General features: G+C 47.0%; 34 protein-coding genes. 27 read left to right on the top strand and 7 right to left on the bottom strand.

Annotation, left to right across the window (positions count from 1 at the left end; all coding sequences use genetic code 11):
- Positions 1 to 33 precede the first annotated feature (33 nt).
- On the top strand, positions 34 to 1,236 hold the full coding sequence (locus H9Q78_RS02155; RefSeq protein ID WP_249303358.1) for a M24 family metallopeptidase: 1,203 nt from the start codon (positions 34 to 36) through the stop codon (positions 1,234 to 1,236).
- A gap of 40 nt (positions 1,237 to 1,276) precedes the next feature.
- Here the strand turns inward: H9Q78_RS02155 and H9Q78_RS02150 are convergent, their stop codons facing one another.
- Positions 1,277 to 1,774 carry a flavin reductase family protein gene (locus H9Q78_RS02150; RefSeq protein WP_249303357.1) on the bottom strand — a complete coding sequence of 166 codons (498 nt, stop codon included), beginning with the start codon at positions 1,772 to 1,774 and terminating at the stop codon, positions 1,277 to 1,279.
- Between the two features lie 243 nt (positions 1,775 to 2,017).
- Between H9Q78_RS02150 and H9Q78_RS02145 the strand changes: the two genes are divergently transcribed.
- Entirely contained in the window at positions 2,018 to 2,941 is a 924-nt protein-coding gene (locus tag H9Q78_RS02145) for an AEC family transporter (RefSeq protein WP_249303355.1), read from the top strand.
- A gap of 167 nt (positions 2,942 to 3,108) precedes the next feature.
- A complete protein-coding gene (locus tag H9Q78_RS02140) occupies positions 3,109 to 3,999 on the top strand; it encodes a YitT family protein (RefSeq protein ID WP_249303354.1) in 891 nt (296 codons plus the stop codon).
- A gap of 87 nt (positions 4,000 to 4,086) precedes the next feature.
- On the opposite strand, the gene H9Q78_RS02135 is transcribed toward H9Q78_RS02140, so the two are convergent.
- Entirely contained in the window at positions 4,087 to 4,833 is a 747-nt protein-coding gene (locus H9Q78_RS02135) for a hypothetical protein (protein WP_249303352.1), read from the bottom strand.
- Positions 4,834 to 5,035: 202 nt separating this feature from the next.
- On the opposite strand from H9Q78_RS02135, the gene rlmH reads away from it, so the two are divergent.
- Together rlmH and H9Q78_RS02125 are read left to right on the top strand one after the other, a co-directional pair.
- Positions 5,036 to 5,515: a 23S rRNA (pseudouridine(1915)-N(3))-methyltransferase RlmH gene (gene rlmH, locus H9Q78_RS02130; protein WP_249303351.1), complete on the top strand. Its 480-nt coding sequence runs from the start codon at positions 5,036 to 5,038 to the stop codon at positions 5,513 to 5,515.
- Between the two features lie 27 nt (positions 5,516 to 5,542).
- Positions 5,543 to 5,875, top strand: coding sequence for an LPS biosynthesis protein (locus H9Q78_RS02125; protein ID WP_249303350.1), 333 nt, complete (start codon positions 5,543 to 5,545; stop codon positions 5,873 to 5,875).
- Positions 5,876 to 5,886: 11 nt separating this feature from the next.
- On the opposite strand, the gene H9Q78_RS02120 is transcribed toward H9Q78_RS02125, so the two are convergent.
- The gene (locus H9Q78_RS02120) at positions 5,887 to 7,497 is read right to left on the bottom strand and encodes a sensor domain-containing diguanylate cyclase (protein WP_249303348.1); all 1,611 of its coding nucleotides are present in this window, start codon (positions 7,495 to 7,497) and stop codon (positions 5,887 to 5,889) included.
- Between the two features lie 162 nt (positions 7,498 to 7,659).
- On the opposite strand from H9Q78_RS02120, the gene H9Q78_RS02115 reads away from it, so the two are divergent.
- Entirely contained in the window at positions 7,660 to 8,163 is a 504-nt protein-coding gene (locus tag H9Q78_RS02115; protein ID WP_249303347.1) for an RNA polymerase sigma factor, read from the top strand.
- Entirely contained in the window at positions 8,153 to 8,947 is a 795-nt protein-coding gene (locus H9Q78_RS02110; RefSeq protein ID WP_249303345.1) for a hypothetical protein, read from the top strand. The genes H9Q78_RS02115 and H9Q78_RS02110 overlap by 11 nt, the downstream gene beginning before the upstream one ends.
- Before the next feature lie 30 nt (positions 8,948 to 8,977).
- On the opposite strand, the gene H9Q78_RS02105 is transcribed toward H9Q78_RS02110, so the two are convergent.
- From H9Q78_RS02105 to H9Q78_RS02095, 3 genes are all read right to left on the bottom strand, one after another.
- A complete protein-coding gene (locus tag H9Q78_RS02105; protein ID WP_249303344.1) occupies positions 8,978 to 9,742 on the bottom strand; it encodes a nucleoside phosphorylase in 765 nt (254 codons plus the stop codon).
- Positions 9,739 to 10,335 (bottom strand): TetR/AcrR family transcriptional regulator, encoded by a 597-nt coding sequence (locus tag H9Q78_RS02100; protein WP_249303343.1) that lies wholly within the window; start codon positions 10,333 to 10,335, stop codon positions 9,739 to 9,741. The genes H9Q78_RS02105 and H9Q78_RS02100 overlap by 4 nt, the downstream gene beginning before the upstream one ends.
- 100 nt (positions 10,336 to 10,435) lie before the next feature.
- A complete protein-coding gene (locus H9Q78_RS02095; RefSeq protein ID WP_249303342.1) occupies positions 10,436 to 11,275 on the bottom strand; it encodes a helix-turn-helix domain-containing protein in 840 nt (279 codons plus the stop codon).
- Positions 11,276 to 11,466: 191 nt separating this feature from the next.
- Between H9Q78_RS02095 and H9Q78_RS02090 the strand changes: the two genes are divergently transcribed.
- Positions 11,467 to 11,613 carry a hypothetical protein gene (locus tag H9Q78_RS02090; RefSeq protein ID WP_249303341.1) on the top strand — a complete coding sequence of 49 codons (147 nt, stop codon included), beginning with the start codon at positions 11,467 to 11,469 and terminating at the stop codon, positions 11,611 to 11,613.
- A gap of 29 nt (positions 11,614 to 11,642) precedes the next feature.
- Here H9Q78_RS02090 and H9Q78_RS02085 read toward each other — a convergent pair whose 3' ends face one another.
- Complete coding sequence (locus tag H9Q78_RS02085; protein ID WP_249303340.1) at positions 11,643 to 11,993, bottom strand: sporulation initiation factor Spo0A C-terminal domain-containing protein; 351 nt, start codon at positions 11,991 to 11,993, stop codon at positions 11,643 to 11,645.
- A 252-nt stretch (positions 11,994 to 12,245) separates the two neighbouring features.
- Here H9Q78_RS02085 and H9Q78_RS02080 point away from each other — a divergent pair, with 252 nt between their 5' ends.
- From H9Q78_RS02080 to H9Q78_RS01990, 19 genes are all read left to right on the top strand, one after another.
- Positions 12,246 to 12,605: a DUF2089 domain-containing protein gene (locus H9Q78_RS02080; protein WP_249303339.1), complete on the top strand. Its 360-nt coding sequence runs from the start codon at positions 12,246 to 12,248 to the stop codon at positions 12,603 to 12,605.
- Between the two features lie 20 nt (positions 12,606 to 12,625).
- Positions 12,626 to 13,012, top strand: a complete 387-nt coding sequence (locus H9Q78_RS02075) for an SHOCT-like domain-containing protein (protein WP_249303337.1) — start codon at positions 12,626 to 12,628, stop codon at positions 13,010 to 13,012.
- A 9-nt stretch (positions 13,013 to 13,021) separates the two neighbouring features.
- On the top strand, positions 13,022 to 13,285 hold the full coding sequence (locus H9Q78_RS02070; protein WP_249303336.1) for a hypothetical protein: 264 nt from the start codon (positions 13,022 to 13,024) through the stop codon (positions 13,283 to 13,285).
- A gap of 86 nt (positions 13,286 to 13,371) precedes the next feature.
- On the top strand, positions 13,372 to 14,220 hold the full coding sequence (gene rfbD, locus H9Q78_RS02065; protein WP_249303335.1) for a dTDP-4-dehydrorhamnose reductase: 849 nt from the start codon (positions 13,372 to 13,374) through the stop codon (positions 14,218 to 14,220).
- A 16-nt stretch (positions 14,221 to 14,236) separates the two neighbouring features.
- Positions 14,237 to 15,028, top strand: coding sequence for a nitroreductase family protein (locus tag H9Q78_RS02060; protein WP_249303333.1), 792 nt, complete (start codon positions 14,237 to 14,239; stop codon positions 15,026 to 15,028).
- 48 nt (positions 15,029 to 15,076) lie between these two features.
- Complete coding sequence (gene rsmH, locus H9Q78_RS02055; protein ID WP_249303332.1) at positions 15,077 to 16,126, top strand: 16S rRNA (cytosine(1402)-N(4))-methyltransferase RsmH; 1,050 nt, start codon at positions 15,077 to 15,079, stop codon at positions 16,124 to 16,126.
- Positions 16,127 to 16,181: 55 nt separating this feature from the next.
- Positions 16,182 to 17,060 carry an AAA family ATPase gene (locus H9Q78_RS02050; protein ID WP_330595214.1) on the top strand — a complete coding sequence of 293 codons (879 nt, stop codon included), beginning with the start codon at positions 16,182 to 16,184 and terminating at the stop codon, positions 17,058 to 17,060.
- Positions 17,057 to 17,707 (top strand): pentapeptide repeat-containing protein, encoded by a 651-nt coding sequence (locus tag H9Q78_RS02045; protein ID WP_249303331.1) that lies wholly within the window; start codon positions 17,057 to 17,059, stop codon positions 17,705 to 17,707. Before H9Q78_RS02050 ends, H9Q78_RS02045 begins: the two co-directional genes overlap by 4 nt.
- Positions 17,708 to 17,818: 111 nt before the next feature.
- Positions 17,819 to 18,862 carry a helix-turn-helix domain-containing protein gene (locus tag H9Q78_RS02040; protein WP_249303330.1) on the top strand — a complete coding sequence of 348 codons (1,044 nt, stop codon included), beginning with the start codon at positions 17,819 to 17,821 and terminating at the stop codon, positions 18,860 to 18,862.
- A 170-nt stretch (positions 18,863 to 19,032) separates the two neighbouring features.
- Positions 19,033 to 19,563: a DUF6323 family protein gene (locus H9Q78_RS02035; protein WP_249304700.1), complete on the top strand. Its 531-nt coding sequence runs from the start codon at positions 19,033 to 19,035 to the stop codon at positions 19,561 to 19,563.
- Between the two features lie 25 nt (positions 19,564 to 19,588).
- Positions 19,589 to 20,425, top strand: coding sequence for a DUF6179 domain-containing protein (locus tag H9Q78_RS02030; protein WP_249303328.1), 837 nt, complete (start codon positions 19,589 to 19,591; stop codon positions 20,423 to 20,425).
- 106 nt (positions 20,426 to 20,531) lie between these two features.
- Positions 20,532 to 20,915: a VOC family protein gene (locus H9Q78_RS02025; RefSeq protein ID WP_249303327.1), complete on the top strand. Its 384-nt coding sequence runs from the start codon at positions 20,532 to 20,534 to the stop codon at positions 20,913 to 20,915.
- 42 nt (positions 20,916 to 20,957) lie between these two features.
- Positions 20,958 to 21,551, top strand: coding sequence for a DUF2284 domain-containing protein (locus tag H9Q78_RS02020; RefSeq protein ID WP_249303326.1), 594 nt, complete (start codon positions 20,958 to 20,960; stop codon positions 21,549 to 21,551).
- Between the two features lie 107 nt (positions 21,552 to 21,658).
- Positions 21,659 to 22,171, top strand: a complete 513-nt coding sequence (locus tag H9Q78_RS02015) for a hypothetical protein (protein WP_249303325.1) — start codon at positions 21,659 to 21,661, stop codon at positions 22,169 to 22,171.
- Between the two features lie 151 nt (positions 22,172 to 22,322).
- Positions 22,323 to 23,318: a stage III sporulation protein AA gene (gene spoIIIAA, locus H9Q78_RS02010; protein ID WP_249303324.1), complete on the top strand. Its 996-nt coding sequence runs from the start codon at positions 22,323 to 22,325 to the stop codon at positions 23,316 to 23,318.
- A gap of 36 nt (positions 23,319 to 23,354) precedes the next feature.
- A complete protein-coding gene (locus H9Q78_RS02005; RefSeq protein WP_249303323.1) occupies positions 23,355 to 23,876 on the top strand; it encodes a stage III sporulation protein AB in 522 nt (173 codons plus the stop codon).
- 31 nt (positions 23,877 to 23,907) lie between these two features.
- Positions 23,908 to 24,102 (top strand): stage III sporulation protein AC, encoded by a 195-nt coding sequence (spoIIIAC, locus tag H9Q78_RS02000; RefSeq protein WP_249303322.1) that lies wholly within the window; start codon positions 23,908 to 23,910, stop codon positions 24,100 to 24,102.
- 36 nt (positions 24,103 to 24,138) lie between these two features.
- Entirely contained in the window at positions 24,139 to 24,519 is a 381-nt protein-coding gene (gene spoIIIAD / locus H9Q78_RS01995) for a stage III sporulation protein AD (protein WP_231062497.1), read from the top strand.
- A complete protein-coding gene (locus tag H9Q78_RS01990; RefSeq protein ID WP_249303321.1) occupies positions 24,516 to 25,658 on the top strand; it encodes a stage III sporulation protein AE in 1,143 nt (380 codons plus the stop codon). The genes spoIIIAD and H9Q78_RS01990 overlap by 4 nt, the downstream gene beginning before the upstream one ends.
- Positions 25,659 to 25,675: the final 17 nt, after the last annotated feature.

The raw sequence follows: 25,675 nt of genomic DNA, 5'->3' as shown, positions 1-25,675 counted from the left end.
TTCCTTTGTGTATCCACAGGGAGGAGACGGTATATGGATGGATTACAGGATTTCCGGATGAAACGAATCAAAAAAGCCATGGGAGATGCCGGAGCGGATATTCTCGTGGCGACGATGCCGTCAAATTTGTCTTATCTGACAGGAGGCTATGTGAGTGTCATGCAGTCGGCCATCCAGCACGCGGAATGTGCGGTCGGATATGTGCCGGAGGAGGATGCGTTATTTTACGTGGCCGGATATTCGGAGCTTCCAACGGTCTTTGAATTTGCAGGGCTCTCGGCAGAGGTTTATGTGTCCGGCGGCCGGTTTTGCTTTGAAAAGGAAGAGGCTTGCAAGGACGGTTTTGCAGAAAGAGTCATGACTTATCAGAAGCAGGCATATGAGACGACGGCAGAAGCGTGGGCGGCGGCCGTGAAGGCCCATGGGAAAACGGGAGCAGTGGTCGCCGTGGATGAAGGGCGTATATTTCCGAGCCTTCTGGATGCCGTGAAAAAAGAGCTGCCAGAGTACCGTTTCGCCGGAGGAAATCCCATATTCAAGGAGGCCAGGCGCATTAAGCATCCGGACGAGGTCATGGGAATCCGAAAAGCGGCGGTGACTGCGTCGGAGGCATTGATGGAGATGCTGTCCCGGTTTCGTCCGGGCATGACAGAATATGAGATGTACAGAGAGTATAATCTGGAGCTTACGAGGAGAGGGGCGATTCCCTGCTATGGAGTGATAACCGCCGGAAAAAGGGCGGCTTATTCGGATACAGTAAGCGACAGGACGAGGAATATTCTGTCTGGGGACGTGGTACGGTTTGATTTTGGCTGCTTTTTGGATGGATATTGCTCAGATCTGGCCCGTACGGCCTATGTCGGAGAACCGGATGAAAAAACAGCTCTTTATTACCAGGCGGTGCGGGAAGGCTGTTTGGCGGCCGCAGAAAAGATGAGGCCTGGGGTCTTGTGCGGTGATATTTTTGAAACGGCGGTGGAAACGGTAAGAAGCGCCGGAATCCCCCATTACCGCAGGCATCATTGTGGACATGGGATTGGTCTTGAGATGTACGATTTGTATTCCATCGCTCCGGGAAGTGAGGATGTGGTCGAAGAGCAGATGACGTTCTGTGTCGAGACCCCCTACTATGAGCTGGGGTGGGGAGGCGTACAGCTGGAGCATACCCTGGTTGTCACAAAAGATGGGTATGAGTATCTGGATAAAACGGAAGACGGGCTTATCCTGATAGGTTGAGATATGCGAAGGGCCGGACTTGATCGTCCGGCCCTATATTCTATTTTATCATGGCTTTTTCTATTTCGACTACATACATGGTATGGTAGTCTTTGGACGGATACCATTTTTCATCTATCCAGCCGGCTGTCATGTATTTGGCGTCCATGGGCTGGGAATAGAGCTTTTCACAGATAAAGGCAATGTCTGCGTCAGCAAAGTAAGGGACGCCGTCATTCTCTTCCAATTTCAGACCGGATTTGGCAATCTTGTCTTCATTCCGCCCGGATACCGTGCCGAAGTAGGAAAGTGTCTTTCTGTGAGAGTCGTCCAGCACGGAGATGGAGAGCTTGTTCCCGGCATCTACGAATTCTTTCGTATAACGGGTGGGCCGAATAAAAATAAAGGCTACGGGCTTTCCCCACATGATGCCGACGCCGCCCCAGGAAGCAGTCATGGTGTTTACCTTGTCCCCCTTTTTCGCTGTCAAAAGAAGCCAGTCCTTCCCTATCATCTGGAAAGGGTTTCTGGTTAGTTCCTCTGGACTGATTGATTTCATAAGAGTTCCTCCTGTTCTGTATTTCTTAGTTTACACAGCATTATATTATACATATTATACCATAATACGGAAAGGGCGGCTATACTCGGTTTCACATTGGGACAGTTTGTGACGGGGACACAAGAGAATAGGAAAAAGTAGTTGTATCCCTACAAATAGGGTCATCCTAAGGGTGATAGAATAGAGTTGGCGGCTGCCGGATTTTGGCAGGCGCTGGAATCTGTAATAAAAGGGGTAAGAGGGATGGATGCAGGAATCGTATTTCAGAAAATGCTTGTTTTGTTGATCATGATATTTGCCGGGTGCCTGGTGTACAGGCTGGGAATTATCGGAAAGGAGACGAGCCGGCAGATTTCCAGCCTCATGATCAAGGTTCTGAATCCGGCGCTTTTACTTTCCAGTGCCATGGGGGATAAGGGGAATGTAACGGGGAAAGAGCTTTTGATCGTAGCGGCTTTCACCGTCTTGATGTTTGCGTTTTTGATTGTCCTTGGAATCCCGTTTGGGGCCCTGTTCGGAAAGACAAAAGAAGAGAAACTCATGTACAACATGATGACCGTGTTTTCTAATCTGGCCTTTATCGGCATTCCGGTGGTCAAGGCACTTTATGGAGACAAGGCGGTAATCTATGCGTCTGTATTCAATTTGGGATATAGCTGCTGCTTTTATACATATGGAATGATGCTGGTCGATAAGGCGGCAGGAGTGAGAGATAAAGGATTTTCTTTGAAAAGTCTTTGGAATCCTGGAGTGGTTTCTTGTGTTTTGACTCTTCTTCTGACGGTCACAAAGTTTCGGCTGCCATTTTTTATCAGCGGGCCGGTAGAGTATTTGGGGAGTGCCAGTGTCCCTATAGCACTGCTGACTGTCGGCATTTCATTGGCACAAAATGACTGGAAATCCATTTTTTTGGACTGGAAGGTGTATGTCTATTCCATATTGAAGCTGGTGGTGATTCCCGTAGCCTGTGTCTTTTTGCTGAGATTTCTGCCGATAGACGAAACGATATTGGGCGTGACGGCGGTAATGCTGGCTATGCCGGTGGGAAATATGGCAGTCATAGCGGCGGAGAGTGTGGGGATGGACGGAAGCGTCTGCGCCAGAGGGATTATGGTTTCCACCATCATGACATTGGTCACGGTTCCCATGGTGGCTGCCATGGTATAAAGGCCGGCAGCAGTGACAGGAGCTGAAAGGAAAATTTTGGAAGTCGCGACGCATAGTTTTCTTTTCATTTTTCAAAGAAAGGCTTGACAAAAAGCTCTATTTGAGATACAAGTGATACAATTCAATAGGAAAGGTTTGGCCCTGCCGGCTTTTAATGAGGGAAAAATATGAAAAGTGTTGAAGTGTATTTGGAGAGAAAACAGTGGACAAAATATATGCTCTGTGTGATAGGGGCATTGATCTATTCCTTTGGCATGAATGCGTTTGTAGTTCCGGTTCAGCTGTATGCCAGCGGTGTCATGGGAGTCAGCCAGATTATAGAGACTCTACTGGTGGAAAAAGCCCATATCAACCTGGGCGGCTTTAATCTTACCGGTACGATTTATTTTCTGATGAACCTGCCTCTTTTCTTTCTTGCTGTGCGTCAGATTGGAAAACAGTTTCTTTTAAAGACAGGGATCAACGTGGTCTGTGTCACATTTTTTATGAGTGTTCTGCCGGTTCCACGGATTCCCATCATGGAAGAGCGTCTGACCTGCGCTATTATAGGCGGCATTATCTGCGGGGTGGGATCAGGGATCGCCCTTCAGGCCGGAGGAAGCGGCGGCGGTTTAGATATTCTCGGAATCTATCTTGCGAAAAAGAATAAAGAATTCAGTGTTGGGCGCCTGTCTCTGATCATCAATGGCGTCATATATGGAATCTGTATTCTTTTATTCGATGTGTCGGTGGCAATCTATTGTATCATATACTCGACATTTGCAGCGATGATAGTGGATAAAGTGCATACACAGAGTATCAATGTGGAGGTGATGATATTCACCAGGACTGATGGAGAAGCCATTTGCAATATTATCATCCAGGAGTTTAACCGAAGTGCGACGTTCTGGAAAGGCGTGGGAGGTTATACGGAGAAGGATACGGTGATTGTCTATTCTGTCCTTTCCAAATATGAGGCTACGATCTTGAGGCGGATGGTGAAGGAAAAGGATCCTCATGCTTTCATAGTGCTGCAGGAAGGGTGTCATATTGCAGGAAATTTTCAGAAGCATTTATAATAAAAAAACGGTGGAATGTTGTAAAGCCTGCCTAGCAGAAAAAGACCGCAGCCTTTTTAATGATTAAAAGGCCGCGGTCTTCTATTGTCATGCGGTTTTGGATTCATATAATTTCTGATAGATTGTTTCTCCCAGGCTGTCGGCATGGTTTTCTTCGAGGGAAGGGTATTCCCTCAGCAGATAATCCCGAATCAGGGCCAGCCGTTTCAGGCAGAGAATCTCTTCTTTCGGTATCGAGCCTTCTTCTGCTTCAATGGTATGGTCCAGCTGTGCGCCGGTGTAAGTATCCACAAACCATTTGATGATGTCGGTTTCCATGGTAGTTTCTTCACTCATTTTGGCTTTGTAGACGTTTGCTTTTTTAAGGGAGACTGCTCCGATGATCAGGAAAGCGACAGAAATACAGCAAAGCACTAAGAACATAATGGGCTGTTCTCCCCAGGTGATAGGAAGAGGCAGGATATCCAATGAGGCCAGAATGAGGACGATGATCACCAGCGCGCCTACGACCAGGAATGACATCGCGGAAGAAGAATTCTCTTTATATTTTTCTTCACTGCCGACGAAGATACGGGCTGCCTGTTCTGCGGGCTCTTCCTCAGGAAGCTCTTCTTCCGGCTCCTGCTCCATATAAATCTTCAGCAAAGAAGCGGCTTTACTGTACTGGCTGTCGGGGACCGCCAGCTGAAAGATATCGGATTCTTCGTCAAAGACACTTTTGGCATCAATGCCTGAATATGTCAAAAATTCGATGATTCTGGAGATTCGCTCTGATTCATCAGAGATGAGGATGCTCATCGCTTCCTCTGTAGGATCTGTTTGTATAGAAGTCATGAAGTTTCGTTCCTTTTCTATTTATTGATGTGGCAGATGACTCTTCCTTTTTATTATAGTATAAGTGCCTGGCGCTGGCAACCGGTTACTTTAAAAAGAAACGGATTCCGCCAATTCCTGTCGGAAAAATACTGTAACAGGGAAAAAATGTGGTATGATGATAAAAGGAAAAGACAGTTTCGGATACAGAAAGGATTTCCATATGAGGATTACAATACTTGCGGTAGGAAAAGTGAAGGAAAAGTTCTATTCACAGGCGGCTTCCGAATATATCAAACGTTTAGGCAAATATTGCAGGCTGAATATAATAGAAGTGGCAGATGAGAAGACGCCAGACGGGGTCAGTGATACCGTTGATCGGAAGATTAAAGAGAAGGAAGGAGAGCGGCTCCTGTCCCATATCAAAGAAGGGATGTATGTTATTGCTCTGGCCATAGAGGGGAAACAGAGGAGTTCGGAGGAACTGGCGGACAGGCTGGCGGAGCTGGGGATTCGGGGTGACAGCAACCTGGTTTTTGTCATCGGAGGTTCTTTGGGACTGTCTGAAGCGGTCATGGAAAGGGCCGACGAATCTCTCAGCTTTTCCAGGATGACATTTCCCCATCAGCTGATGAGGGTGATACTGCTGGAGCAGATATACCGGGGATTCCGGATCATGCGCAGAGAGCCGTATCACAAATGACCAAGATCAGATTAAGGAGAATCACAGATGAAGATTGAAGGAAATCAAAAAGAACTAGACGCGATGAAACAGTTTCATGCAGGCAACCGGCAGGAGGGACTGCGGCTGCAGGAAGAATTTGCGGCTTCTTTCCGGGAAGAGTATAAGAATAAAGATCACTGTCCATGTAAGAAAGCCTGCCGATATCATGGTAACTGCAAAGAATGTGTCGCGATACACAGGGCACACCAAGAACACGTCCCAAACTGTATGAGGCCGGTCATCAATAAAAAAATCAAATTGCTATCAGAACTGACAGAACATACGCTCGCGAACGAAATCGAAGCTCCGAAGGAAGTTTTGCGGAAAGAATTTCAATAGAACGCAGCCGTTTATTGCTCAGATGCGTTTACATATTTTCCGTCATGTGTTTTTTTCGCGTCATATAGAGCGGCGTCAGCAATCTTGGCCAGTTCTGAATAATTGTCGCCGCGCTTAGCCAGGACCGCGCCGGCCGAGAGGGTAATGGAAGGCATGTTGCGCCGCTTGGATTCTTTCGCCAATGTATTATTGATGTCGGACATTATCCGCTGACCGATGGAATAATCGTCTACCTTGGAGACAAATATGGCGAATTCATCTCCATGCAGGCGGGATGCGAGGTCAATGGTCCGGAGACGTCCCACTATCATCTGGGCCGTAAGCTTGATGACTTCATCCCCGACGGTGTGTCCATAGTTGTCATTTACAGATTTAAAGTGATCTCCGTCTATCATGATCAGGATGCTCCGTTCATCAGGTTCCATGTTTTCCAACAGATCAGCGACGCTTTTCCGAAAAGATTTGGAATTCATGATGCCAGTCAGATCGTCCACAGCCGCGGCTTTTTGTGCAGCCGACAGCGCGATTTCCAGGCGTCTCTGTGTCTGTCCCAATTCCACATAAGCAGCTTTCAGCTCCCGGTTATTCAGTTCCTTATTGACTCTAGCCATTACATAGATGAGCAGAAGCTCCAGTATGAGTAGAGGCAGGATCCAGATTTGTACGCTTGATTTCAGCATGGACAGGAGCGGTACGAGGAGCAGGAAGCTGTATTCTTCCCCGGGAAGCAGATAGCCGCAGTATGTAGTGCCGTTCAGTTTGACAGAAACTGCTTTTTGCGGGGATGAGGAAAGCTTGTTCAGACCGGTGTCAAAGCTTTTTCGAAAACTGTAAAAGGCATCGGCTGAGTTCACCTCTTCTTTCAGCTTTTCAAATGACACGCCGGAAGACGCATCGGCTTCTGACAGTGCCTTTTTAGCTGCTTTCAGTTTATTCTCTGCATCTTCAGGCGTGGAAAAAAGACTTCCTCCCAAAAAGTCTTCGTTGGAACTGCCAATCACCGTTCCCTCGCTGTCGAAGATCATCATTTGCTCCTTGCCATATTCTTTCAGTGACAGAGCCAGGTCCTGAATGTCCCCCATTTTGATATCGTAGGCGAACACAGTTTCACCATCTGGCTGAAGCTGAGAGATTGTGGAAAGAATATAATGATTCGCATAGCTCATATATGGAGGTGTAAATACGATTTTGCCTTTGCCGGCGACCGCGTTTTTATACCAGGGGCGTTCTGTGGCGTCATAGCCGGTGCTCTCGTATTCGGAGTAGGGGGTATCCCAGCTGTACAGGTACCGTCCCTGATAATACATATACAGTCCATCAAAGGTGTCCCCTTCAATGTCAAGCATAGGGTCATTGATATTCTTTAGATATTCCCAGATGGAGTCAGGCTGAGGATTGCTGTCAAGCTTTTGGGACATCATATGGGTGAACAGACGGAAGGAGTGGATATAGTTTTCCATCACTTCTTCTGTCTTAAGCTGGAAATTTTCTGCGTGTTCGGTTAAAGCAGTCTGGATATAGTTCTTTTCATTTTTGCCGATGATAAAAAAAGCCAATAGATTGATGACTACGAATATGCCTGCGTACCAATAAGAATGATGCCGTTTTTTGTTCTTTTCCATTGTACCCTGTCCCCCGAAACTGTCTTTTTCTATTTCTTTCTTATTAAGAATATTTTAACTCAAAAGTATAAAGTATGCAATATACATATATTTACTGTTTCATGTAACTTTTTATCACGGAATGTCACTAATATTTTAAATGGACAAGAAAGGCAGAAGCGTGTGGATATATTTGAAGAAATATATATTGCATATAAAGACGATATCTATCGGTTTATCTATAAACTGACGGGCTATGATTCTGCCTTATCAGAAGAACTTTTGTCTGAAACTTTTTTTCGGGCATTTGTATCGTTCGGCAATTTTAAGGGGTTATGCGAAATAAAGACCTGGCTTTGTCAGATTGCCAAAAATACTTATTCGGGGTATGTCCGGTCGGAGATAAGAAAAAAGCGTCTTTTCAGCAAGTTTGAAAAGGCAGAAAAGGCCGAAGATTTTACAGAGGATATTGAAAATAAAGAATTGCTTTTCTGTATACAGTCTATTTTAAAAGGCTGTGATAAAAAAGCGAGGGACATCGTCCAGTACCGGATGTTTGCCGGACTTAAATTTAAGGAGATTGCCAGTATACTGGATATGAAAGAAACGACAGCGAAGGTGATCTTTTACAGGACGAGGGCGGTTATTCAAATTCAGTTAAAGGAGAAGTTCGGCTATGAAGTATAAATGTGATATGATTCGGGATCTGATGCCTTTGTGTACAGATGATTCTGCGTCTGAAAGCAGCAAAAAAGCGGTTTTCGGGCATATGGTGGAATGCAGGGACTGTGAGAAATATTATGAGGAACTGATTCATGGCGTGGAGCTTTGCACAAAAGAGGAGGATGTCTTTTCTTCGGGATACGCAGCTTTGGCGAGGAGAATCCGGAAACGGAATATGAGACGCAGGTTCACCGCATGTCTTATCGCCGGCATAGTATTTTTGCTTCTGGGAAATTATGCACTGGGATATCGGTTTTCCGCAGAAAAAGCGGCGTCTCAGTCTGGAAAGCTCAACTCTACGTCTGAACTGCTTGGCACATATGACTGGGGGAAGGTCAGGTTTTTCTTTTATGAAAGCGCCGCCAATTATGATACGATCGTATCATGCAGACACTGGAACGGCTGGAGATCGGACGATAATTATTTTGTCTGGCCTAAATATCCGGGCGATGAAGGAAAGGTCCTTGTGACGAGCGGAATATATTTCTGGGTTCGTGAGAAAGGCATCCTTCTGTTTCCGGTGCTTTCCGATGATCCGGACATTGTAAAGATAACCATCACTGCTTTTGGAGAAACAAAATCGGCGGATGTCGCCCCTGGCGCGCTGTCTGTTCTGGCTTTTGAAAACAATGATCCTTCTGTCCCGGATCATACGGCCGGTTGTGCATATGATGGAGAGGGAAAGGTGAAATACGAGCTGGAATACGACGAGTCCATGGTCCGATGGAGATGGGAGAACGCCGGCTGAAAGGGGAAACCAGCCGGCTCCTATGTGCGTTTAAAGTGCCAGTCCGCATTCCAGTGCCAAAGCCAGATATTTTTCTGAATGATGCAGTCCGTAGTCCGTCAGATCCCGGGGCTGCCATTCTTCGCCGTCCAGATTGTCCGCGCCGTAAAAGAATTGGGCAAACCGGACGCTACGGTATTTAGAGACTGCCAGCAGTGCGGAATATTCCATGTCGACGCCCACACATCCCAGATTTTTATAGGTTTGGATCGCATCCGGCGTTTCCCGGTATATGGCGTCGGTAGTCCATATTTTACCTGTAACATAGGAGTATCCGCATTTTTTCAGGCAGTCTTCTAGGATCCGGTTCGTTTCCGGGTCGGATTCAATCTCATCGTTTGGGGGCAGATAGTGGTAGCTGGTTCCTTCCTCTCTTATGGCGGCGGAGGGAATGATGAGGCGGCCGTTGACGGCGCCGTCGTCCAGAATTCCGCAGCATCCGAAGAATACGAATTTCCGGGCGCCCAGGGCGATCACTTCTTCCAGGCCGCAGACACTGGCCGGCGCCCCCACCAAAGAAAGATAAAAAGCGATTTCTTTTCCGCCATACGTGATTTTATAAATTGGATTCGCCCCATTGGCGGTATACAGATGCGCGATGACCTCTACGCCGTTCAGGCCGGCAAATTTATCAATGATTTGCTTGGAGAAGGTGGATATGCAGATTTCTGGAAAACCCTTGGACGGTTTTGTGAGATCCGTCGGGTTAATGAAAGACGCGGCAGACTGCCGTTCCTTGTAAAATACAGTATTCATTTTATATCCTCCTTTTTGAATAGCAATAAACGTTTGATCTGGCCGGTTATGTTTTGCGGCAGCTTTTTGTCTATATTCATCAGACGGCTGTACATCCGGACTCCCTGGTAGGAAAATATGATCAGATCAAAAACGGCTTCTGGGTCCACATCTTGGAATTCTCCTGTCTGAACCCCGTACTCTATCAATTCCGTCCACATTTTTTTGGAGGCCAGATATTGATAAAAGATGGAATTATCGCTTTTGGATATATGAGGGCTGCTGAAAAATTCGTATATGGCGACGCTTAAAGAGTTTTCGGAGTCGAGCATTTCATGTTCGTATCTTGTCAGGGCGTCATCCAATATCTTTGCGGCAGACTCGCCGCATTGTATCTTTCCGGAAAATTCATTCTGCTGGTCTTTCATAAGAGCAGATAAAATTTCCAAAAAAATTTGTTCGGTGCTTCCATAATGTCGGTAGAGACCGCCGCGGCTTAGATTCGTACTCTCGCAGATATCCTGCATAGTCGTTTCTTTATATCCTTTTTCAGCGAACAGTCTGTATGCTTTCGAACAGATCAGCTGCTTCGTTTGTTCTCCTTTTGTCCCCATATATACTCCTCGTTTGCGACATTTGTGTCGCTTATTATTATGCGACATGAATGTTGTTTTGTCAAGAGAACGGAGAGATATTGATGTGGAGCGGAGAGATTTATTTTTTTCGCTGTGTCATGAGATAGTCGATTCCAAAACAAATTATGGAACATATGAGTAAAGAGAGGATATTTACGATATCCTCCGCAATGTTTTTTTTCGGCTGTCTGATCAGATATGCGACCGTATAATTGATTCCCAGGCTCGTGGGAACGGCAAGTAAAAAGGTGATACCCAGAGCACGCAGCTTTCGGTTCCGAAACTTTGCAAAAACGCCGTATATACACCACAGCGCAGCTATGGAGATGACAGAAACGCATGCTCCCAGCCTGAATACCATGGATTCCTTTAAAAGCCATGCTAAAACCGCCAGATAAGGGATGGTCAGGATGCTGACGATCAGAAAAGTTTTCTTGGCGATTTTCTTTTTGGACTGAAAGAAAGGCAGCATCACTATCCAGCTGAAGACCAAAGAGACAATGACAAGAGGCGACCACGTCAGAGACTCGGTTATGCTGAAATCACAGATCAGGCAAGTGATGGCTGCGATTAGGAAAGAGGCGGACAAGATGACAAGCGTATACTTTTTTATCTGTTCTATTTTCTGCCGGGTGCTTCGGCTGGAGTATTGAAGAGCCTCTTCTACCGTGGCTTCTGTTGGTTCCTGCTGAGGGACGGTTTTTTTTTCTCCGTTTAATAGTTCGCTCGTCGTCACATCTAATATTTTAGACAGAGGTATCAAAAGAGAGATATCGGGACAGCTCAGCCCTCGTTCCCATTTAGATATTGCTTTGTCTGTTACGTCTAATTTCTCGGCCAGATCTTTTTGCGTGAGATTCTGAGCTTTTCTCATTTCATAAATGAATTTTCCGGTTTTTTCACTTTGATTGTTTCCCATGGATGTACCTCTTTCTATTCCTTCGTTTGATAATATCATAAAGCAGATTCAGGCTAGCAACAACCGATTAATGGTCGAATATTGGACTCGACCATTGGTTTAGCCGGTGTTTTCTCAGTGTATGGCAGTTACCATCATATCATGTAATAAGAAGAAGTCAAATTGCTCATACTAACGAAAGAGGTGATAATATGGACAAGGATAAACAGGAAGAACAAAACCGCAGGAAAAATGAGGAAGAATTCAATAGTATCACGCAGAAGGTGAAACCGGAGAATCAAAACCAGAGTCACAATGTGCGGAAAGAAGCGGTGGACCGGAAGAACAGACAGATATAAGTATTTGTGAAAAAAGAAAGCCAGGGATTTCATTCCCTGGCTTTCTTTATCGGGCGGTTTTGCAGGACATATTCGGCGAATGCCTCTATGATTTCTCTGGGATAAGGGGCCTTAATATCATACGGCTCACCTGGAGCTAGTTCTTTAAGAAAAGGTTTATTGTCCCGCACAATGACATCACGAATGGTGCGGATATCCCGTTCCACGTTTTGTATATTTTCCTTATACCGAATGGCTATGGGAAGATATACTTCTTTTCGGATATTGGACAGTTTTGTCTCATCCTCTGATATCATTTTGACTGCGGCCGCGAAATATTGGTATCCCCGGTATGATTGGGATATTCCAGCGGACCGCATCAACTTATAAATCTCCTTCATAGTCTCACCTCAAAATTAACGTTGTAATATACAAAAGTATTATACCGCCGCTTCAATACAGAGTCTACTGAAATGACAAAGGTCGACATGCAAAGGGACACCTTTTTTTTAGAAGAGAACTATCGTATTAAATATTTAATTGAGAATTAAATAAATCAATATTTAAATTAAAAATATTAATATACATATTGACATGTTTGAAGAATAGTATTATATTTGTTGTATCAAAACAAAACAGAAAGGAAGGATGGCATGAAAAAAGTCATCAGCCGCTGCCCAGTATGCAGCAGTGAGCTTACAGTGGCGAGGCTTAAGTGCGATTCCTGCGACACGGTAATTGAAAACAGTTTTCAGCTCAGCAAATTTGATTATCTTTCAGACGAGGAATTGTATTTTACAGAGACGTTTATCCGGTGCAGAGGAAATATCAAAGAGGTGGAGAAGGAACTTGGGATATCTTATCCGACGGTCCGCTCAAAACTGGATGCCGTGATCAAGAAGCTTGGCTATGAGACAGGGGGAGAGGCGCAGACAGCTAAGAAAGAGGAAATCCTGAAAGCCTTGGAAAACGGAGAGATAACGGCGGAGCAGGCCATCGCGCAGCTTAAATAATAGGAAAAAGGAGAATGATTATGGATGAGACATTGAGGATTTTAAAAATGGTTGAAGAAGGAACGATAACGGCGGAACAGGGAGCAGAGCTTTTGTCCGCCATAAACGCAGATATGCCGGTACAGCAGACTCAGATCATAAAGAGCAGCTATGACAAAAAAATGTTTCGGGTGATTGTAGACAGTACTTCCGGGGACAAGGTGAGAGTACAGTTTCCGGTAGGCGCCATCAAAAAGATTTTGAAAGTGACGGGGAAGCTCCCCATACCGGAAAAGGATCTGCAAGGTGTTGACCTCTCCAGTATGATGGACGCCATTTCAGAGTGTCTGGACGACGAGATTGAAGGAGATTTTGTCAGCGTGGAAGCGGCAGACGGAACAACGGTGAGGGTATTTGTTGACAAGTAGGGGAAAACTATGAGAGTGAAAATCAGGACGAAGGATATGCGTTTTTTTCTGCCGGTGCCTGTCTCCATGATCGGGTTTGTCATAAGGCTGATTCCCGCCAAAGTATTTGAGGAAATGAGGGTGAATACACCTGAGCCTTATAACAGCCTGATCACAAAAGAGAATATCATCATGATATCGCGGGAATGCCTGGATATCCTGAAGGAGAATAAAAGGCTGGAGATCATCCATGTGGAGGCGGCAGACGGTACGTTCGTCTCCATAAAATTATAGCTTTCTGGCTCTGTTGAGTTATAATAGGGATAAAGGGACGAAATGAGTTCCGGGAGTCTTGTGATTATAGCGCGAGGAGACATCATATGAAAGTTTTGGTTACTGGGGCTACCGGCCAATTGGGCCATGATATCATGAAAGAGCTGAAAAAACAGAAGATTGAGGCAAAGGGAATAGGATCGGCGGACTGTGACATAACGGACCTGAAGGAAGTGGAAAAGACAGTTCGGGCCGAGAAGCCGGACGCCGTTATACATTGTGCCGGCTACACGGCAGTTGATAAGGCGGAAACGGAGGCGGATAAGTGCAGCGCCATAAATGTAGATGGAACGAGGAATATTGTATCAGTCTGCAAAAAAGAGAATCTTAAGCTGATGTATGTAAGCACCGATTATGTCTTTGAGGGAGGCGGTACATCTCCCTGGAAAACAGATGATGAACGGTGCCCGGTCAGCGTTTATGGAAGAAGCAAATATCTGGGTGAGCTGGAAGTGGAAAAGGCTCTTTCCAGGTATTTTATCGTGAGGATATCCTGGATATACGGTATGAACGGGAGGAATTTCATCAAAGCGATATTAAAGCTTGCGGAAACGAGTCCTGAGATCAAGGTTGTCTCAGATCAGATAGGGACGCCCACATATACTGTGGACATAGCCAAGACTATGGCTGAAATCATACGGACGGAAAAGTACGGAATATATCATGTGGCAAATGAAGGGTATTGCTCCTGGTATGAATTTGCGTGTGAAGTGTTTAAACAACTGGGAAAAGAGATAAAGGTCGTCCCCGTTACCAGCGAAGAATATGGAGCAAAGGCAAAAAGGCCTTTAAACAGCAGGCTGGATAAGAGTAAATTGTCAGAAAACGGTTTTGAGAGGCTGCCCAGCTGGGAAGATGCACTTAAGAGATTCTTGAAGGAATACAATGAGGCCTGATCAAAGGAGAGTACATATGGTTGAGATAAAGAAGGAAACTTGTATCGGCTGCGGGGCATGTGTCAGGGATTGCCCGGGAAATGCGCTGAGGATGACGGATGAAAGAGCAGAGGTCATCCGGCCCTGTATCCAATGCGGTCATTGTGTGGCTATATGTCCGGTTAATGCGGTTGCGATACCGGAGTACGATATGGAGGAAGTAGAAGCGTATGAAAGAAGTACTTTTGCCATAGATCCTGTGCAGTACCTTCATGCAGTGAAATTCCGGAGGAGCATCCGGAATTATAAAGACATTCCGCTGGAAAGAGATAAGGTTCAGAGGATACTGGATGCCGGGCGCTATACGGCTACGGCGAAGAACCAGCAGGCCTGCCGTTTTGTATTCGTTCAGGACCGCCTGCCGGAGTTTAAGGAGCTTGTGTGGAAGGAAATGCCGGATATCATAGGGAAACTCAAAGAAGCTGCTCCCGATTATGCCCGGGCGTTTGAGCTGTTCTACAGGAAGTACCAAAGGAATCCCGATGAGGACACCTTCTTTTTTAATACGCCCTCTTTTCTTGTCATTGCCGCCCCAAATCCTCTGGATGGCGGACTGGCTGCCGCGAATATTGAAAACATGGCCGCCGCGGAAGGGGCCGGAGCGCTGTACAGCGGCTACATGATGCGCGTGCTGGAAGCGGGAGTATCTTTAAAGGCTTGGCTCGGTATTGAAGGAATGCCGGTGGCCTGCTGTATGCTGCTTGGATATCCAAATGTCCGGTACAGGAGGACAGCTCCTAGAAGAAAAGCAGATATTCTCTGGATATAGATGAAATGGCGTGCACAAAAGACATGCCAGAATGAAAGGTAAAATAATATGGAAGACCAGGCGGGAAAACACGTAAGGCGTCCCCGGTATCGGGGGACTCATCCCAGAACCTATAAAGAGAAATATAAAGAGCTTCAGCCGGAAAAATACGCAGATACCATAGCAAAGGTGATTCAGAAAGGGAGCACGCCGGCCGGCATGCACATTTCCATATGTGTTAAGGAGATATTAGAATTCCTGCAGATCAGGCCGGGACAGACCGGACTGGACGCTACGCTGGGGTACGGAGGGCATGCACAGGAGATGTTAAAATGTCTGGAGAGGGAAGGGCATCTGTACGCTTTGGATATAGACAAAGGCGAATCGGAAAAGACCAGGAAACGTCTGGAACTCCTGGGCTACGGACCGGATATCCTGACCATTCGGAATATGAATTTTGCCAGGCTGGATGAAATTGCCGCAGAGTCAGGGCCTTTTGATTTTATATTGGCCGATCTGGGGGTTTCTTCCATGCAGATAGACAACCCGGACAGAGGGTTCTCTTATAAATATGAAGGCCCTCTGGATCTGAGACTGAATCCGGAAAAGGGCGTCACTGCCGCAGAAAGGATAAAGAAGATTTCCCGAGAGGAACTGGAAGGTATGCTGATTGAAAATGCGGACGAGCCCTATGCAGAGGAAATAGCGAAAGCGGTTTGGGAAAAGAAAAGAACCGGATTGGAAATTTCTACGACCACGGAGCTTCGCCAGATCATTGAAGAAGCGCTGGCATTCATACCGGCGGAAAAGAGGAAAGAGACTGTAAAAAAATCCTGCCAAAGGACCTTCCAAGCCCTTCGAATTGACGTGAATCACGAATATGAAGCGCTGTATGAATTTTTGGAAAAGCTGCCGGACGCGTTGGCGCCAGGCGGACGAGCCGCCATATTGACCTTTCATTCAGGGGAGGACCGGCTTGTGAAAAAATCCTTTAAAGCTTTTCAGAAGAAGGGGGTTTACCGTGAAGTCTCCAATGAAGTCATCCGGCCGTCGGCGGAAGAATGTCTGAGAAACAGCAGGGCTCATTCAACGAAAATGAGATGGGCGATTAAGGCGTGAACAAAAACTGCTTGGCAGGATATACCGAAAATACCAGAGAAAAGGATGACGCGATATGAGCATTACCTATTTAAAATCGTTCCAGTTTCCCAGCGAAGGTATGGAATGGAGGTTTTTCATGGGCGTTCGGAGGAGCTGTTACAATTCTTTTTATCCGTTTCAGGTTTTGTCACAGCGGGGTTTGGAAAAAATAGAGTTTGAACCGGTCACGATTCTGTATGGAGGAAACGGTTCCGGAAAATCGACGGCTCTTAATATTGTCGCGGACAAAGTGGGGGCGGTACGGGAAGCAGCTTATAATAAATCAAATTTTTATCCGGATTACATAAATTTGTGTGAAATGGAACGGATCTCAGAACCGCCGGAAAACTTAAGGATAATCACCAGCGACGACGTGTTTGATTATATGCTGAATATCAGGAATCTGAATGAGGGAATCCATCAAAAGCGGGAGGACTTATTTAAAGAGTATCTGGAATCGAAATATTCGGATTTCCAGTTCCATTCACTGGAGGACTATGAGAAGCTGAGAAAAGTGAACCTGTCAAGGAGCAGATCCCAGTCGATATTTGTCCGAAAACAGCTGATGGACAATGTCCGGGAATATTCCAACGGGGAAAGCGCTTTTCGGTATTTCACGGAGAAGATAGAAAAAAATGGGCTTTATATTCTGGATGAGCCGGAAAACAGCCTTTCTCCAGAGAGGCAGATGGAACTGATGGCATTTCTGGAGGACTCTGCGCGTTTTTTTCAGTGCCAGTTCATCTTGTCTACTCATTCTCCGTTTTTGCTGTCCATGCGCGGGGCGAAGATATATGATCTGGATGAAAAACCAGTAAAAGTAAAGCGGTGGACAGAACTTAAGAATGTAAAAGCTTATTATGAGTTTTTTGAAGCGCACAGGAACGAGTTCAGGAAGGAAAGAAATATATGAAGCAGATAGAACCGGTCATGCCGGAGGAACTTGACATCGTACTGGACGGCGCTGAATTTCTTTCAAAAGCGGCGGCAGAGGAAGAACGAATTCAGGATAAGATGATCAGGGACGCGGCATCAGACGGCGGGATGTTTCTTCATCTTCTGGTTTCCGCGGTGAAATTTGAAAACTGCCGTTTCTGGGAGAGCTCCTTTGAAAGGGGAGGATTCACGGACGTCATATTTCAGTCCTGCGATTTTTCTGGATGCGACTGGAGCGGAGGATATTTTGAACGGGTTCATTTCACCTCCTGCAAAGGAGTTGGTGCGAAGTTTTCCAGCGTCACGATGAAAAATGTCACAGTGAAAGACTGCAATCTGGACTATGTGAATTTTGACGGGGCGCGGCTGGAAAAAATCGTGATTGAGGATACCAGGCTAAACAGCAGCAATTTGACGCAGTGTAAATGCAGACAGGTGACTTGGAAACGGGCGGAGCTGGTCAACGCCAGTTTTTTTAAGACATCGTTGAGAGGAATGGATTTTACGGACAGCATCATAAACGGTCTCGTGCTGTCGGAAGACAATTCAGAGCTGCGCGGAGCCGTAGTGGACGTTTTCCAGGCCGCCGAGCTAGCGAAGCGGATGGGGCTGATCATCAAATAAGCCCGTAAATATAGGCTGGCTTGACAGTCGAGCGGTGATTTCCTCCGAATTTGTTGACAATCCGACAGCGAATGAGTATAACTTCTTTAACACTTTGAGGAGGAACCGTTCATGGAAGAAAAAATAACGTTTGGAAAATTTGTGATGAGGAAGCGGAAGGAAAAAAACCTGACGCAGAAGGAGCTGGCAGAAAGGCTGTTTGTGACAGAATCGGCTGTATCAAAATGGGAAAGGGGAATTTCCTATCCGGATATTTCCCTGGTATCTTCTTTATGTGAGGTATTGGAGATCACGGAGCATGAACTGATTACATCCAGTGAAGATACCGGGCAGAAGGAAATGGAACGCCAGGCAAAAAATTTCAGGAGTCTGATAAAGACTTATTCTATTGTATTTTATGTACTTTATGGGGCGGGCCTGATAAGCTGCTTCATCGTGAACCTGGCGGTGAATCACGCGCTGACCTGGTTTTTCATTGTATTGGCAGCAGAGCTTTTGGCATTTTCACTGACTGTTCTGCCGGTCCTTTTGAAAAAGCAGAACCGGGGGGTTCTGACCTTTGCAGCCTTTTTCCTGTCTCTGAACCTGCTGCTTTTTGTCTGCTGTATTTATACGGGAGGAAATTGGTTTGGAATCACCTTTATCTCTCTGCTTTTTGGCGCTTCGGTGGTATTTCTTCCGCTTTTCATCCGGGATCTCCCGCTTCCGGAAAGGGCCTATGGACATAAGGTGCTGATCTGTTTTGCTGTGGATACGCTCCTGTTGATCTTACTGGTCGCGTCGGCTCTTATCTACACGGGCAGCCGCAGCCTGTTTTTCCAGGAAGGCCTGCCGGCCATAATTATCGGCGTGGCTCCGTTCTGGATCATGATGCTTGTAATACGGTATACGAAGATCAACGGTTTGTTCAAAACATCAATCTGCCTGTTCCTTATGGGAATTTATGAATTTTTTCTCAACAGCGTCATGGAAGTGGTACTCGATCATAAGGCGTTTTCCCTGCCGCCGATCAGGCTTTCCGATTGGAGCTTTGAGTACCAGAGCGGAAACATCAATCTTGTCATCATCCTGGCATTTTCCGGCATGGCAGTGCTGTTTGCCGTGGGAGGCATCATTTTGAGCATACGGAAGCAGGAGAGAAAAGAAATCGGTTAAGAGTGCGTTATGCGGTGCTGAGATGACGAAAAAAGAGATAGGGCCTTTTGACCCTATCTCTTTTCTGGTTTTATAATACCACAAAACTGCCTTTATTTCAAGACTTGTAATATCCGGGAGGTCCTCCTATAATAGGCTATCACTGACAGAAGGGGGGAAGCATGGTGAAAATGGAAAATGGGATATGGAGTATTAAAAAACGGGAGGAAGAGCTGACGGTTCTCGTTTCCTGCAACCAGATAACGGGACAGTTTGGACTGTCACTCACCAGGGAGGAAGCTGGAGAGCTGGCAGAGGAACGGGATGAGAGCCTGAAAAAGTACGGAAGAGTGGAATTCGGAAAGGGAATCCTTGATAAGATTATCTATCAATTCTGCGATTCGGATTATATCTATCAGGAGAAGTATCTGGAGACTCTGATACGCCTGCAGGAGATGTTCTATGAATTCAAACGGGCTGCAGAGGATCGTCTGAGTGACGACGAACTGCTGAATTTCATGAAAGAACAATTTGAAACGGTATGCACAGGGGATTTGGATTATCTGGAAGATACGTGCCTGGAGCGGTTTGCCGCCGCGGTGCGGGCCGGATACGGCGGATACAAAGCTTCCGAGGGAAGGGGCGAGTATGAAAAAATCAGCGAAGAAGTGAGATGGGATAAGAATTTGTATCAGGAGGTTTTAAAGGAGCTCTTTTGGTGAGAGATTCCAGGAAGGAGGAGTTTCAGTGGAATACCAGATGGAAGAGCTATTACCTCTGGCAGCGTCTTTGGCGGATAAGTACACCATGGGAGAGAGTAGTTCGGTGTCTTATGAGACTGCCCAGATGCTGATGGAAGCCATACTTTACTGTATTCGGGAGTTTGAAATGCCGGACGGTGAGAGGGAGTTGTCCGGCCAGGCTGTAGATGCCGGGACGGCCTGGCGGATTGGATATAAACGAGTCGTGGAAAAAGTTTTCAGGGCGAAAGCCGTATACGATGACCTGCTGAACAGATTTAAGGATTACGGCTGCCGGAACTATAGCGATACGATTCGGGCCGGGATGCCGTCGTTTTTCTTATACTATGACGCAAGGTTCAAGCCTCAGGATCATATCCTTACCCTTGATTATCCGCTTGTCCGCGACTGCGGCGGGATTTGCGGAGCTGACAGAATCTATCGATATCTGCAGAACGCAGCCATGGAGTCGGATTTTCTTTCTCAGTTTTGTGAATCGTCGGTTTGGGGGCTGTTAAAAAGAGAAGAAGAACGATATCAGACGCCTTATATGGGGAATCTATGTCAATTAGTCCTGTTGAATGCGATGGGGCGGACCGCGTCCGGCAGGCCCGGAGCGGATTTGATTTTGGATCCTGTGGATTATGAAGCCGCCAGAGAATATTTCTCAGAATACAGTCTGGAAGAAATCGAAGAAGAAGGGGCTGTGATTGTAAGACAGACAGCAAAGGCGGCCGGAAACGACGGAATGATGGATTATTTCCGCCCCCTCTGTCATGACTGCGCCTTTCAGATCCAAAACGGGCTGGAAAACGGTTCTCTTTTCCATGTTTTTGTACTGTGAGAAGGAAGACTTCTTTTTGGAGATATGCCGCTTGAACGAAAATAAAAGGTGTAGTAAACTGAACAAAGGACGGAACTAGGCGGATTAAAAGGAGGGAGCCCAAGAGATGAGAATCGATCATATGGCGGTATATGTGAAAGACTTGGAGAAAATGAGGGAATTTTATCAGAAATATTTTGGTGGAGTGTCTGGCGAGCGGTATCATAATGAAAAGACCGGCCTTATGACTTATTTTTTATCCTGGGACGGAGAACCCAGACTGGAACTGATGACACGGCCCGGGCTGAACGAAAAAGATGCAGAATCATTGATATGCGGATATGCCCATCTGGCTTTTTATGCTGGAAGCAGAAAACAGGTGGATGAATGGACTGCAGAGCTTTTAAAGGCGGGATATCATATTGTCAGCGGTCCAAGAGTGACCGGAGACGGATATTATGAAAGCTGTGTGCTGGATCCGGAGGGAAACCAGATAGAGATTGTGGAGTGAGAATGTTTTGTTTCAGGAAGTAAGACCTTTAGGAGTGGAGAGATGAAAGGAACAGAGGAAAAAAAAGCGGACGGAGAGATGAGGGTGTCTGAACGGGAGGCCGCCATGCGTGACAGGATAGAGGCCCGCCTGGCGGAACTGCCGGTCATGCAGTACGCGTTCATAGAGATCCGGGATCTGGAATTTGAGGACAGAGTACGCTATATATGTGAAACAGAGTGCTCTCAATATGGGAGGTCCTGGGCCTGCCCGCCGGCGGTCGGAACGGTGGAGGAATGTAAAAAAAGATGCTTTCAATACCGTGAGGGATTTGTATTTACGACGCTGTCTGAAGTGCCGGATATCCAGGACATCGAACAAACACTGGCGACGAGAGGAAGCCATGAGGAGATAACCAGGAAAATCTGCGGATTTTTTAGGGACGAGGGAGAAGACGTTATGGCTCTTTCCACGGAATCCTGTGCTATATGCAAAACCTGTACGTATCCGAATGGTCCCTGCCGGCATCCGGAAAAGATGTTCCCCTGTGTGGAGAGCTATGGAATCCTGGTGACAGCTCTGGCGGAAAAATACGGGATGGAGTTTATGAACGGGGGAAATGTTGTGACGTGGTTCAGCTTGATTCTTTTGCGATGAAAAGAATGTTACAAAAGTTAGAAACTTTGCTGTATTTATTACGAAGATGGTAAGATTGTAATAGGATTCTGTGAATTGTATTGCCCGAATGCCGGAGATGTGCTAGATTGAAATCAATAGCGAACGAGAACGGATATTATCTGATATTGCCGGATGGGGGTCCGGCGATTGAATGGAGAGGTGTTGTGGGGCAGATGAAATATGAGATTTGGATTCTGATCATTTTCTTTGTGCTCCTGGTTCCGACCGTGCTGCTGATTTTTCAAAGGCGCATGTCTCCGGCTGTGGGAAAGGGAACAGGAACGGCAAACGAGGATGGAAACCGGATTTTCTGGCCGGATTTCATAAAGTACAATGGTTCCTATTACCTGTATGAAGAAAAAGAATGCCGGAAGATGGACGTGGCAGAGGAGCTGGGGGAGATTCGGGAGAAATCCTCAGAGGACAGGCGGGAAGCATATGACTTTGAAGCGTCGAGGCTGGAGACGGGGACGGAGCTTTACCGAATCCGGGGCGTAATGGATGATAGCCAGCTGGCTGCCAAAAGAGAAGAGACCTATAAAGTATATGAAATGGTTTCTGATGAGGAGTTTTATAAAAATTTGTCTGAAGGTGAATAGCAGATATGCAGAGAAGACCTGCGGCTGACTGAGAGATCAGGGCCGCAGGTCTTTTTATTTCATAGGAAAATACGTCCAAGGTACCTGTCCGAAGTTTGGAATATTCAATGGACAGGTTTCATAGATTAGGGTAAGAAGGCAGGTGACAGATATGGAAGGTGGAGAAGAAATCCTTAAAGTAATGGCCGGAGGGCTCAGACGGCTGCTGGAACAGGCGGCCCTTAAATTTGAGTATCTGCAGGAATTGAGGCTGCGGGCGGGACTCCCGTTCTTCTGCCAATATGACGGCAGGGAATACGGGTTCCTGGAGAGCGGGCGCATGGTTCCGGCAGCATCACTTCAGGCTGGACATGCAGGAGGCGGAGCCCCCCATGTCGTGAGCCGGAAGGAAGTCAAAGAGACTCTGGAGTATTTGAGCAGTTATTCTCTTTATGCTTACGAGGAAGAGCTGCGGCAGGGATTTTTGACCATTCGCGGAGGCCACCGGATCGGACTGGCCGGGAAAGCGGTCCTGGAGAACGGAAATATCCGCACTGTCCGTCACATATCCTTTTTAAATATCCGGCTTGCCCATCAGATACCCGGCTGTGCCAGACGTCTGCTTCCTTATCTCTATGAAGAGGACAGCGTCTGCAATACGCTTTTGATCTCCCCTCCGGGCTGCGGAAAGACCACTCTTTTACGGGATATGGTTCGTCTGATCTCCAACGGAGAAAACGGACATGCCGGAATGAGCATAGGAGTGGCCGATGAACGGTCGGAGCTTGCGGCCTGTTATCAGGGGGTTCCTCAGAATGATCTGGGAATCCGCACAGATGTGCTGGACAACTGTCCGAAAGCCCAGGGGCTTATGATGCTGATACGTACCATGTCTCCGAGGGTGGTGGCAGCTGATGAGATCGGTGGATTCGAGGATCTGGACGCGGTCCGGTATGCCGGAAACTGCGGCTGCAGCGTGCTTGCCACAGCTCATGGCGCAACTTTGGAGGAAATACGCGGAAAGCCTGCCTTTGCCAGGATCATGGAGGAGGGACTTTTTGACCGGTATATCCTCCTGGGGAAAAAAAAGAAGGATACCGGGTGGGAAGTGGGACATGTCCAGGCCGTATATGACAGGAACGGACAGCCTATGGAATATCCTGTGTGAAACCGAAAGGCAAGAATATGGAAATGGGGAATTGAAATGACACTGAAAATCATTGGAGCCGTCTGTATCATCATCTCCTGTACGGCGATCGGGTTCAGCTTAAGCTACCGGGTGCACGGACGGTACCGGGAATTGACGGAACTGAAAAAGATCCTGTATCTTCTGAGCGGTGAGATCAAGTTCGGAAGCAGCACATTGGAAGAGGCGTTTCAGACTGTGGCAGAGAGAAGCGGGCCGCCCTATGACGGTTTCTTTTCATACCTGTCGGAGGAAATGCAGAAACGAAACAGCGTAACCCTGGCGGAGATTTGGAGATCCGGTCTGGAGACGAAGCTGAAAGCGGCGCGCCTTTCTAAAGGAGACAGGGAAATCCTTCTGCATGTGGGAAATGATATGGGCTGCCTGGATAAGGAAACACAGCTTAAAACATTGGCATTGGCAGGGGAACAGCTGGAAGACGTGCGGAAGAGCCTGTACATAGAGCTGCCGAAAAAGATGAAGCTTTACAATTATCTCGGGATACTGGCGGGGGTATTCCTCACGATTCTGCTGATCTGACAGCCGGTATCGGGAATATAGGGAGGAAGACATGACAGTTAGTTTGATTTTTAAAATTGCCGCTGTGGGAGTCCTGGTTTCCGTCATCTGCCAGGTGCTGAAGCACAGCGGGAGAGAGGAACATGCCTTTCTTACCAGCCTGGCGGGGCTTCTTCTGGTATTATACTGGCTGGTCCCTTATATATATGATCTGTTTGAGTCCATCAAAGCGTTGTTTTCCTTATGAGCCTTTCAGCGGCGGTAAAAGAAAGAGGGAATTGGATTGATTAAAATTGCAGTAGTAGGGGTAGCTGCCATCCTGATGGCCATGCAGCTTCGGGAGGTGAAGCCGCAGTTCGGTATGTATGTGGTATTCGGCGCCGGCATTCTCATTTTTTTTTATGCGTTTACCAAGCTGGAAGGAATCGTGGAGGCGATGGGGCAGCTGGGGAAATATGTGACCATTGAAGAAAAATATCTGCAGATTCTGCTTAAAATGCTGGGGATCAGCTATGTTTCCGAGTTTGCTGCCTCTCTGTGCAAGGACAGCGGGTACAATTCTGTGGCCGGCCAGATCGAATTGTTTGGAAAATTATCCATCCTTCTGATCAGTATGCCGGTGGTACTGTCCCTTCTTAAGACCTTGGGACAGCTGCTCACATGAGGCCGCGTAAAATGCTCAGCCGCATGGGCATCGTGTTTTTTCTGCTTTTTTGGCTCCTTTTTCCCATGAGCGTCAGGGCAGAATCCCTGGAAGAACAGGCAGATGACTACGATTACAGCGGCGCCCAGGAGGTAATGGACGATGCTCTGGAGGAATCGGCCCCGACTTTTTCCGGCATGGTGAACGCCCTTGTCTCAGGGAAAATCGGAGAAACGGTCAAGAAGGTGCCGGTATATCTGAAAAACAGTCTGTTGTCGGAGATATCCATAAACAGGAAAAGTCTGGGACATGTCCTTCTCATAGCGGCTTTTGGGACGATTTTTTCCGGTCTTGCTTCCTCCTTTCAGGACAAACAGGCGGGAGAGACCGGATTTTATGTGACATATCTGCTGCTCCTTTCTCTGCTTCTGACTGCGTTTTTTGAAGCGGCCGAGGTGGCCAAGGATACAGTGACCCATGTGATGGAATTCATGGGAGCGCTGCTTCCGGCATTCACATTGGCGGTAGCCGCCACCGGGAAGACCATGACTTCTGTCTTTTCCTATGAGTTTATCATGGGAGCGGTCAGTATCGTGGAATGGCTGTTTCAGGTACTGTTTCTTCCGGGGATCCAAATCTATGTGGTGCTGAGCCTGGTGAATCATATATCAAAAGAAGAGATCCTGACGAAGATGACGGAGCTTTTGGAGCTGGTCTTAAGCTGGGGGATTAAGACCGTCATAGGGCTGGTGGTTGGATACGGGGCCATACAGAGTATGGTCCTTCCGCTGGCCGATTCCATGAAGACAGGTGTGGTGACAAAGGCGCTCAGCGCGATTCCCGGTATTGGGGGAGGGGCCGGAGCGGCCGCAAGCCTCATCACCGGCACGGCCAGCCTGATAAAGAACGGGATAGGAGCGGCAGCGTTGATTGCTCTGCTGCTTATCTGCGCGGTTCCGGTCCTTAAGCTGGCCGTCATCACAATACTCTACCATGGGGCGGCGGCGATGGTGCAGCCCGTGGCGGATGAACGGGTCACAGAATGTCTGTCTGGAGTGGCCTCCGGTACCCGCCTGCTTTTAAAGGTGACGACTGCCTCTGCCGGAATGTTTCTTCTGACGATAGGGATTCTATGTGCGTTTACATCGGTTCAGATCTAAAACGAAAACAAGGAGGA

Source organism: Qiania dongpingensis, assembly GCF_014337195.1.
In the GTDB taxonomy this organism is placed as follows: domain Bacteria; phylum Bacillota; class Clostridia; order Lachnospirales; family Lachnospiraceae; genus Lientehia; species Lientehia dongpingensis.
The sequence above is the reverse complement of the archived record's forward strand: the minus strand, read 5'-3'. Positions and strand labels throughout refer to the sequence as shown.

What these genes read in the sequence shown, in the direction of transcription:
- spoIIIAC (WP_249303322.1), top strand. Translation starts at nt 23,908, where the DNA reads ATGACAGTTAGTTTGATTTTTAAAATTGCCGCTGTGGGAGTCCTGGTT.
- rsmH (WP_249303332.1), top strand. Translation starts at nt 15,077, where the DNA reads ATGGAAGACCAGGCGGGAAAACACGTAAGGCGTCCCCGGTATCGGGGG.
- spoIIIAA (WP_249303324.1), top strand. Translation starts at nt 22,323, where the DNA reads ATGGAAGGTGGAGAAGAAATCCTTAAAGTAATGGCCGGAGGGCTCAGA.
- H9Q78_RS02025 (WP_249303327.1), top strand. Translation starts at nt 20,532, where the DNA reads ATGAGAATCGATCATATGGCGGTATATGTGAAAGACTTGGAGAAAATG.
- H9Q78_RS02075 (WP_249303337.1), top strand. Translation starts at nt 12,626, where the DNA reads ATGGATGAGACATTGAGGATTTTAAAAATGGTTGAAGAAGGAACGATA.
- H9Q78_RS02150 (WP_249303357.1), bottom strand. Translation starts at nt 1,774, where the DNA reads ATGAAATCAATCAGTCCAGAGGAACTAACCAGAAACCCTTTCCAGATG.
- H9Q78_RS02020 (WP_249303326.1), top strand. Translation starts at nt 20,958, where the DNA reads ATGAAAGGAACAGAGGAAAAAAAAGCGGACGGAGAGATGAGGGTGTCT.
- H9Q78_RS02060 (WP_249303333.1), top strand. Translation starts at nt 14,237, where the DNA reads ATGGTTGAGATAAAGAAGGAAACTTGTATCGGCTGCGGGGCATGTGTC.
- H9Q78_RS02110 (WP_249303345.1), top strand. Translation starts at nt 8,153, where the DNA reads ATGAAGTATAAATGTGATATGATTCGGGATCTGATGCCTTTGTGTACA.
- H9Q78_RS02005 (WP_249303323.1), top strand. Translation starts at nt 23,355, where the DNA reads ATGACACTGAAAATCATTGGAGCCGTCTGTATCATCATCTCCTGTACG.
- H9Q78_RS02140 (WP_249303354.1), top strand. Translation starts at nt 3,109, where the DNA reads ATGAAAAGTGTTGAAGTGTATTTGGAGAGAAAACAGTGGACAAAATAT.
- H9Q78_RS02090 (WP_249303341.1), top strand. Translation starts at nt 11,467, where the DNA reads ATGGACAAGGATAAACAGGAAGAACAAAACCGCAGGAAAAATGAGGAA.
- H9Q78_RS02085 (WP_249303340.1), bottom strand. Translation starts at nt 11,993, where the DNA reads ATGAAGGAGATTTATAAGTTGATGCGGTCCGCTGGAATATCCCAATCA.
- H9Q78_RS02105 (WP_249303344.1), bottom strand. Translation starts at nt 9,742, where the DNA reads ATGAATACTGTATTTTACAAGGAACGGCAGTCTGCCGCGTCTTTCATT.
- rlmH (WP_249303351.1), top strand. Translation starts at nt 5,036, where the DNA reads ATGAGGATTACAATACTTGCGGTAGGAAAAGTGAAGGAAAAGTTCTAT.
- H9Q78_RS02040 (WP_249303330.1), top strand. Translation starts at nt 17,819, where the DNA reads ATGGAAGAAAAAATAACGTTTGGAAAATTTGTGATGAGGAAGCGGAAG.
- H9Q78_RS02045 (WP_249303331.1), top strand. Translation starts at nt 17,057, where the DNA reads ATGAAGCAGATAGAACCGGTCATGCCGGAGGAACTTGACATCGTACTG.
- H9Q78_RS02050 (WP_330595214.1), top strand. Translation starts at nt 16,182, where the DNA reads ATGAGCATTACCTATTTAAAATCGTTCCAGTTTCCCAGCGAAGGTATG.
- H9Q78_RS02070 (WP_249303336.1), top strand. Translation starts at nt 13,022, where the DNA reads ATGAGAGTGAAAATCAGGACGAAGGATATGCGTTTTTTTCTGCCGGTG.
- H9Q78_RS02035 (WP_249304700.1), top strand. Translation starts at nt 19,033, where the DNA reads ATGGAAAATGGGATATGGAGTATTAAAAAACGGGAGGAAGAGCTGACG.
- H9Q78_RS02095 (WP_249303342.1), bottom strand. Translation starts at nt 11,275, where the DNA reads ATGGGAAACAATCAAAGTGAAAAAACCGGAAAATTCATTTATGAAATG.
- H9Q78_RS02100 (WP_249303343.1), bottom strand. Translation starts at nt 10,335, where the DNA reads ATGGGGACAAAAGGAGAACAAACGAAGCAGCTGATCTGTTCGAAAGCA.
- H9Q78_RS02080 (WP_249303339.1), top strand. Translation starts at nt 12,246, where the DNA reads ATGAAAAAAGTCATCAGCCGCTGCCCAGTATGCAGCAGTGAGCTTACA.
- H9Q78_RS02125 (WP_249303350.1), top strand. Translation starts at nt 5,543, where the DNA reads ATGAAGATTGAAGGAAATCAAAAAGAACTAGACGCGATGAAACAGTTT.
- H9Q78_RS01990 (WP_249303321.1), top strand. Translation starts at nt 24,516, where the DNA reads ATGAGGCCGCGTAAAATGCTCAGCCGCATGGGCATCGTGTTTTTTCTG.
- rfbD (WP_249303335.1), top strand. Translation starts at nt 13,372, where the DNA reads ATGAAAGTTTTGGTTACTGGGGCTACCGGCCAATTGGGCCATGATATC.
- H9Q78_RS02135 (WP_249303352.1), bottom strand. Translation starts at nt 4,833, where the DNA reads ATGACTTCTATACAAACAGATCCTACAGAGGAAGCGATGAGCATCCTC.
- H9Q78_RS02120 (WP_249303348.1), bottom strand. Translation starts at nt 7,497, where the DNA reads ATGGAAAAGAACAAAAAACGGCATCATTCTTATTGGTACGCAGGCATA.
- H9Q78_RS02155 (WP_249303358.1), top strand. Translation starts at nt 34, where the DNA reads ATGGATGGATTACAGGATTTCCGGATGAAACGAATCAAAAAAGCCATG.
- H9Q78_RS02145 (WP_249303355.1), top strand. Translation starts at nt 2,018, where the DNA reads ATGGATGCAGGAATCGTATTTCAGAAAATGCTTGTTTTGTTGATCATG.